Annotated in this window: 7 protein-coding genes; 1 reads left to right on the forward strand and 6 read right to left on the reverse strand. The window is 62.5% G+C overall.

Annotation, left to right across the window (positions count from 1 at the left end; genetic code table 11):
• The 6 genes from AC1DYX_RS26240 to AC1DYX_RS26265 all read right to left on the reverse strand — a co-directional run.
• A partial coding sequence (locus AC1DYX_RS26240) for an FAD-dependent oxidoreductase (protein WP_477264342.1) occupies positions 1 to 505 on the reverse strand: 505 nt, incomplete at its 3' end.
• The gene (locus AC1DYX_RS26245) at positions 502 to 1,599 is read right to left on the reverse strand and encodes a ketoacyl-ACP synthase III family protein (protein WP_477264344.1); all 1,098 of its coding nucleotides are present in this window, start codon (positions 1,597 to 1,599) and stop codon (positions 502 to 504) included. The genes AC1DYX_RS26245 and AC1DYX_RS26240, both read right to left, overlap by 4 nt.
• A complete protein-coding gene (locus AC1DYX_RS26250) occupies positions 1,596 to 2,603 on the reverse strand; it encodes a LysR family transcriptional regulator (RefSeq protein ID WP_477264346.1) in 1,008 nt (335 codons plus the stop codon). The genes AC1DYX_RS26245 and AC1DYX_RS26250 overlap by 4 nt, the downstream gene beginning before the upstream one ends.
• Before the next feature lie 81 nt (positions 2,604 to 2,684).
• Positions 2,685 to 3,419 carry an SDR family NAD(P)-dependent oxidoreductase gene (locus AC1DYX_RS26255; protein ID WP_477264348.1) on the reverse strand — a complete coding sequence of 245 codons (735 nt, stop codon included), beginning with the start codon at positions 3,417 to 3,419 and terminating at the stop codon, positions 2,685 to 2,687.
• A gap of 57 nt (positions 3,420 to 3,476) precedes the next feature.
• Complete coding sequence (locus AC1DYX_RS26260) at positions 3,477 to 4,193, reverse strand: alpha/beta hydrolase (protein ID WP_477264350.1); 717 nt, start codon at positions 4,191 to 4,193, stop codon at positions 3,477 to 3,479.
• A gap of 197 nt (positions 4,194 to 4,390) precedes the next feature.
• On the reverse strand, positions 4,391 to 5,608 hold the full coding sequence (locus AC1DYX_RS26265) for an MFS transporter (protein ID WP_477264352.1): 1,218 nt from the start codon (positions 5,606 to 5,608) through the stop codon (positions 4,391 to 4,393).
• A gap of 176 nt (positions 5,609 to 5,784) precedes the next feature.
• Between AC1DYX_RS26265 and AC1DYX_RS26270 the strand changes: the two genes are divergently transcribed.
• On the forward strand, positions 5,785 to 6,121 hold a 337-nt coding region (locus tag AC1DYX_RS26270), incomplete at its 3' end, for a LysR family transcriptional regulator (protein WP_477264354.1).

The raw sequence follows: 6,121 nt of genomic DNA on the forward strand, positions 1-6,121 counted from the left end.
GGGAACGCACCACGCTGCCGGCGCCGTCCGCACCCAACACATACTGATAGCGGCGCACGCTGTCCCGCCCGGCGGCATCGCGCAGGGTGACCTGGACGCCGTCGGCATCCTGGTTCAGGTTGACGAGCTGCACACCCCATTCCGGCTGGCCGCCGTGCTCGGTCAGGTATTCGTTCAGGAATGTTTCGGTGCGCGCCTGCGGCAGAATCAGGTAGAAAGGAAATTCCGTGATATCGCGCAGAACGTCGAAATCGAGGCTGAACAGTTCGCGCCCCGGCCTATGAAAACGCATATAGCGCGTCGCGCGCCCGGCGCGGATGAATTTCTCGGCCAGTCCAAGTGAACCCAGGAATTCCAGGGTGCGTGCGTGGATGCCGAGGGCGCGCGATTCCGTCACCGGGCCGCTCTTCGGATCAACGATGTCGCATTTCACCCCGGCACGCCGCAGAAAAGCGGCCGCCACCATGCCCACAGGGCCCGCGCCGACTACAAGAATATCGCTCATGCTTCGCTCTCAAAACAGGTTTGGGAAAGGTCCGCAGCGGCCTCGACGAGCATCGCGCTGCAGCTGAAGCCAGCCCCGGCGCCGATCAGCAATACGCGCTGGCCGGGGGCCAGCCGACCGCTTTGAACCAGGTCGGCCAAGCCCAGGAACTGGTCGGAGGTGCCGGTGTGACCGACTTGACGGCCGAACTCGCCACAGTGGCTGCGTGCCAGGTCGGCGAATACGGCGCCATACAAGGAGTCGACGATGCTGCGGCCRACAAAGGGCGTGATCAGCCAGTCGGCCGGATTGCCGGCCAGGTCGTAGCGTTCGAGAAGGCCGGCGCGCAAGCGCAGCAGCGCGAGACGGATCTCGTCGAAAAAGAAGTCACGCCCGTGTCGGACCATGAACGCGCGCTTGCTGGCGCGGATCGCATACTCGATCCCCGGCTCGCGCCCCCTCTCGACATGCTCGGCGGCATGGCGATGCATGCCTTCGAGCGCGGGCACGCTTTCGATTTCCAGATGCAGCAGGCGGGCGAAACCGCGGCGGGCGCTCAGCAGCAGGGCGACGGCCGCATCGCCATAGACGACGCCGTAGTCGCCGGACCAGCGATCCATCGACGAGGTGCCGAACCGGTCCGATCCGATCAGCAAGGCATCGCGTGCGTCGCCACGCTGCAAATAGTCGAGTGCCAGGCGCGCCRCCACGAACAGGCCGTTGCAACCGTGCTGCAGCGAGAACGCCAGCGCACCGGGCGCGCCGAGCGCGCTTTGCAGGTAAGCCGCCGGTTGCCAGAAGCGCGCGTGACCGTGCCGGTGCAGGGAGGCGTAGGAGAGGAAGCCAACCTGGTCGCCGCCGATGCCGGCCTGGCGCAGGGCGTCCTGCCCCACCAGGCGAGCCATCTCCGCCGGCCATTTATCGTCTTCCACGGCGATGGACAAGTAGCCGTCCTTGTCATGGTCTTCCTGCTGGTACCAGCCTGCTGCGACGGCTTCGTCGACGCTCACGCGTTTGTCCGGCACATAGCTGCGGCAGGCGCGCAGCCAGACGTGGCGYGCCGGCTGCTGGGGTTCGGGATGGGGGKAGACAGTCTTTTTCTCGGACGTATTCATAAGGTTTCCTCGCACGCGGCCGGTGGAGACGGCGTGGCATAGGCAATCGGTTTGCATGGCTCCGCCGAAAAACGCGCTCGGATTTCCGAGCTGCACAAATCGGCCACGGTACGGACCGCGGTCGAGCGGCCTGCCGTTTCCCGGATCACCAACCAGATCGGCAGCACGATGCGGGAAGCGCTCCCTCCCGTATCGAACCATTCCAAAGCCGGCTCGCTCTCGATGACGTAGTCCGGCAGCATTGCCTTGCCCAGGCCACGGATGACCAGATCGACAATATTTTCTAGATGACACTCGCGCAAAGCGGTCACGCCGCCCTGCTTTTCCAGGCTGCCGCGCCAGGAGCCGTCGACGAAATCCAGCGTCAACATGTGGGACTTGCGGCGTTCGTCGAGCGCGCGCCCGACGGCCATTGACATCCGCAGGTCGGCGATCTTGCGGATCAGCAGGGGCCCCGATTCCGGCCGGGTGAATCCGATCGCAATATCGAAGTCGCCTGTTTGCCATTCGCTCGGACGCGTCGCTGCGATGTCGATGGAAACGCCGACGTTCGCGCCGACGAATGGCAGCAACCCCGGCAGGAGTGCACGGGCGAGCAGCGAGTCGATCCGCAGGTTGACATGCTGGAGCAACGTCGCGTCATTGCCGTGCACGTGGTCGGCCAGCGTGCTGAAGGCATTGCAGATGCCGTCACAGTGCTGCAGGATCTGACGGCCCACCGGCGTCAGCGATATGCCATGCGGGCGGCGTTGAAACAGGCATACACCGAGTTCGGTCTCGAGCTGTTCGATGTGGCGGCTGAGCGTGGCAACGCTGACCATCAGTCTTTCCGCGGCGCGGCGCATGATCCCTACGCGGGCGAGAACGATGAAATACCGGTACGAATCCCAGTTCCACATCAGCGGTTCCTGCCAGCGGGCGTTGCGGCTTTCGGGCATGGGTTTCCATTGAGGCGCGCCGTCGTTACCGATGTCGTGCGAAGCACTGGATTGCTTACGAGGCATGATTTGGCTCCAATAGACGTCTACAGGGACGACGGAAGCGGCAGCGCACCAGTCGCTGCCGATATATCGTCCGGGGACTGGTCAACCGTGCACGTGGGTGGTGGCGGCGCCATCGACCAGCAGGTTCGAGCCGGCCAGGAAGCTGGCTGCCGGGCTCGATACGAAAGTGACCACGTTGGCGATTTCCTCCGGCGTGCACAAGCGCCCGAGAGGGTTCGCCGCGACGGTTGCCTCATACACCGCTGGCAAGTTCCGTTTGATATTGCTCCAGAAGCCACCTTCCGAATACGTATCGCCGGGAGAGACCACGTTCACACGGATGCGCTTGTCGATCAGGCTACGCGAGAGCGACTTCATGTAATGCGTGAGGGCCGCCTTGACGCTGCCGTAAGATTCGAAGCCCGGCGTGGCAAACGAGCTCGCTTTCGACCCGATATACGTGATGGCGCCGTGCTTTGACTGGCTCAGGCGCGGCAGGGCGGCCTCGACCGCTGCGATCGTCGGCAGCAGGTCGGTGTCGATCGACGCTTTCCAGTCCGCCGAAATAGCGCTGACGTTGGGGATGAAGATATCAATGGCTTCAATGCCCGCGATCCAGTTCGTCAGTTGCTCGGACACTGTGACGTCGACCACGCTGCCGCTGACCCGGCCGGGCTTGCCGCGCATCGCTTCGGTCATGCTTGCCACGTGGTCCGCCGAACGCGAACAGAACCAGACATTGCAGCCTTCGTCGGCCAGGCTGCTGACGATGGCGCGCCCGATTCCCGCCGTACCGCCGGTCACGACGGCGTTCAGTCCCGCTAATTGCAGATTCATGATGGTTCCTTCAGTAAGTAAGTTGAATGAAGTACTACGATGACGCTGGAAAACGGCTCATTGGACGGCGTTCTGGGCGGCCTTGTACCTGGCGGCCGCCTCGATCATTGCGGCCACCGTTGCCGGTTGCGACAGGATCGATGCGTGACCGGAGGCGATACGCACGATGTGCGCGCCGATCCGCTTGGCCATCCACTCCTGCAGGTCGGGCGCGACGATCTGGTCGTCGGTGGAAACCGCGTACCAGGAGGGCTTGCGCCGCCAGGCGGCGTTGTCGGCCTTTTCTTCGAACGCGGCGATCGACATCGGCACCTGGGCCGCCGCCAGCACACGGGTGCGGCGCTCGGGCGTATCGTGCGCCAGCGCCTGGCGGTATCCGGTGCGGTCCATCAGGTAGTTGCCGTGCTTGTCTTCGAYGACCGCCTGCAGCCCCGGCATGGTGGCCTGTGCAACGCTGCGTTTTTGCAGGTCGCGCACCGATTCGCCCACGTCTGGCGCCAGTGCGGCGACATACACCAGCGCCGTCACTTTCSGATCGTCGCCGGCCTCCGTGATCGGCATCCCGGCCCACGAATAGCCGACGAGTACCGTCGGCCCGTCCTGCTGTTCCAGCACCCGGCGTACCGCCACCACATCGTCGTGCAATGACGTCAACGGGTTTTGTACGGCGGAGACCGTGTAGCCTTTGTCCTGGAGAATCTCGATGACGTCGTTCCAGCTCGATGCGTCAACGAAGGCGCCATGGACCAATACGATATTCTTGACAGGCGCCACGTTAGCTGCGGCAGAAGCGGACGCGGCGGCGAAAATGGTAGTGCAAGCAAAAAGCGCCCCGGCACATAGATGCCGTAACCGGTGCGAGCGGCAAATGGTCGTCACAACAAAAGCTCCTTGTTCAGGTTCCAGACAGCACCGTCCCGCGTCGCCGACCTGAGAGGCGGCGACGGGTTGACGGAAGTGGGTAGGGACAGTTACAGGGTGCTTGCGACCGGGCGGGCCCTGGACGAACGCACGGTGAACGAGAGCAGCAAGCCGGTGACGCTGATGAGCGCGGCCACCCAAGGCAGTCCACCGAGGCTGACGCCCTGATCGATGGCCCAGCCGCCGGCCCATGCCCCGGCTGCATTGCCCAGGTTGAAGGCCGCGATATTGAAGGCCGACGAGAGTACAGGGGCGTCTTTTGCGTACGTCATCACATTCATCTGCAGCGGTGCGATGGTGGCGAACATCACTGCGCCGAACAGGAAGACGAGGATGACCATCATGACCGTGCTGTGCATGAACAGGCCAATCAGCGCCAGGACGGCAATCAGGCCGAACAGCGTCGTGCGGAGGCCGCTCATCAGGTCGCGGTCGGCAAGTTTGCCGCCGATCGGATTGCCGACCGTCATACCGAGGCCGAACAGCAACAACATCGGACCGACGAACTTGGCGCTCATACCCGTGACCTCGGTCAGCATCGGCGCGATATAGGTAAAGGCGGTGAACGTACCACCGAAGCCGAGTACCGTGATCAACAGTGCACGCAGGGTGCTGGGCTGCAGGAGCGAACGCAGTTCCCGGGCAAAATTCTGACCCCGTTCACGCGCGATGGTCGGAATGAGTGCTACGAGGGTGACTACGCCGATCATGCCGACCACGGTCACTGCGTAGAAAGTCGAACGCCAACCATAGGCTTGTCCGAGGATGGTACCGAGAGGCGCGCCGATCACATTGGCCACGGTGGCGCCCAGGAACATGGTCGAGATGGCGCTGGCTTGTTTATCGGCGCTGACCAGACCGGCAGCGACGACAGCCCCCAGGCCGAAGAATGTCGCTTGTGCCAAGGCGGTGACCAGCCTTGCGAGCAACAACAACTCATAATTTGGCGCGATTGCGCAGGCAACGTTGCCGACGGAGAAAAGGACCATCAGTCCCACAAGTACGGGCTTGCGAGGCAGTCGGGCCAGGAAAGGCGTGAGCAGGGGAGCGCCGATCACGACCCCCATGGCATAGCCGGTGACCAGGAAGCCGGCGGTGGAAATGGAAATGTGCATGTCCCGAGCGATGTCGAGCAACAGTCCCATAATGACGAATTCACTTGTACAAATAGCAAACGCGCCAACGGAAAGGGCGAGTATGGCAATTGGCATGGATAGCTCCTCTTGAATGAATAACAATTCAAGTATCTCGGGAATGCCGTACTGCATAAAGTAGCTGTTACTGTTTACATATCGCAATCGTATTGATGAATCAGCGCCGGTCTGGTGATGGCTGACTATGCACCATGCATAACTACCTCGGATAAGTTTCTTTATGTTAAGATTGTGAACATGAAATTCGTCTACTTGATGATTGCTCAGCGCTTGCTTCACTAGGACCCGAGATGGATCGCTTCAAGAGCATGTCCGTATTTGTCCAGGTCGTCGACACAGGCGGCTTCGCCGCCGCCGCCGCCGCAAGCGGCATGTCGGCGGGTATGGTGGGAAACCACATTCGCGCCCTGGAATCTGAATTGGGAGCACGCTTGCTCAGCCGTACCACGCGGCACCAGAGACTGACCGAAGTCGGACGGCTGTACTACGAGCGTTGCCGCAGCATTCTCGAGCAARTCAAGCAGGCAGATTCCGACGCCCGGGAGACTGTCACGGCAGCGAGCGGCCTGTTGCGTGTTACGGCGCCGATTTCGTTCGGCGTCCAGTGCCTGTCCCCGGCCATTTCAC

It is taken from the genome of Massilia sp. P2_C2 (assembly GCF_056404615.1).

Coding starts and splice junctions, on each gene's coding strand:
- AC1DYX_RS26250 (WP_477264346.1), bottom strand. CDS start 2,603: ATGCCTCGTAAGCAATCCAGTGCTTCGCACGACATCGGTAACGACGGC.
- AC1DYX_RS26255 (WP_477264348.1), bottom strand. CDS start 3,419: ATGAATCTGCAATTAGCGGGACTGAACGCCGTCGTGACCGGCGGTACG.
- AC1DYX_RS26265 (WP_477264352.1), bottom strand. CDS start 5,608: ATGCAGTACGGCATTCCCGAGATACTTGAATTGTTATTCATTCAAGAG.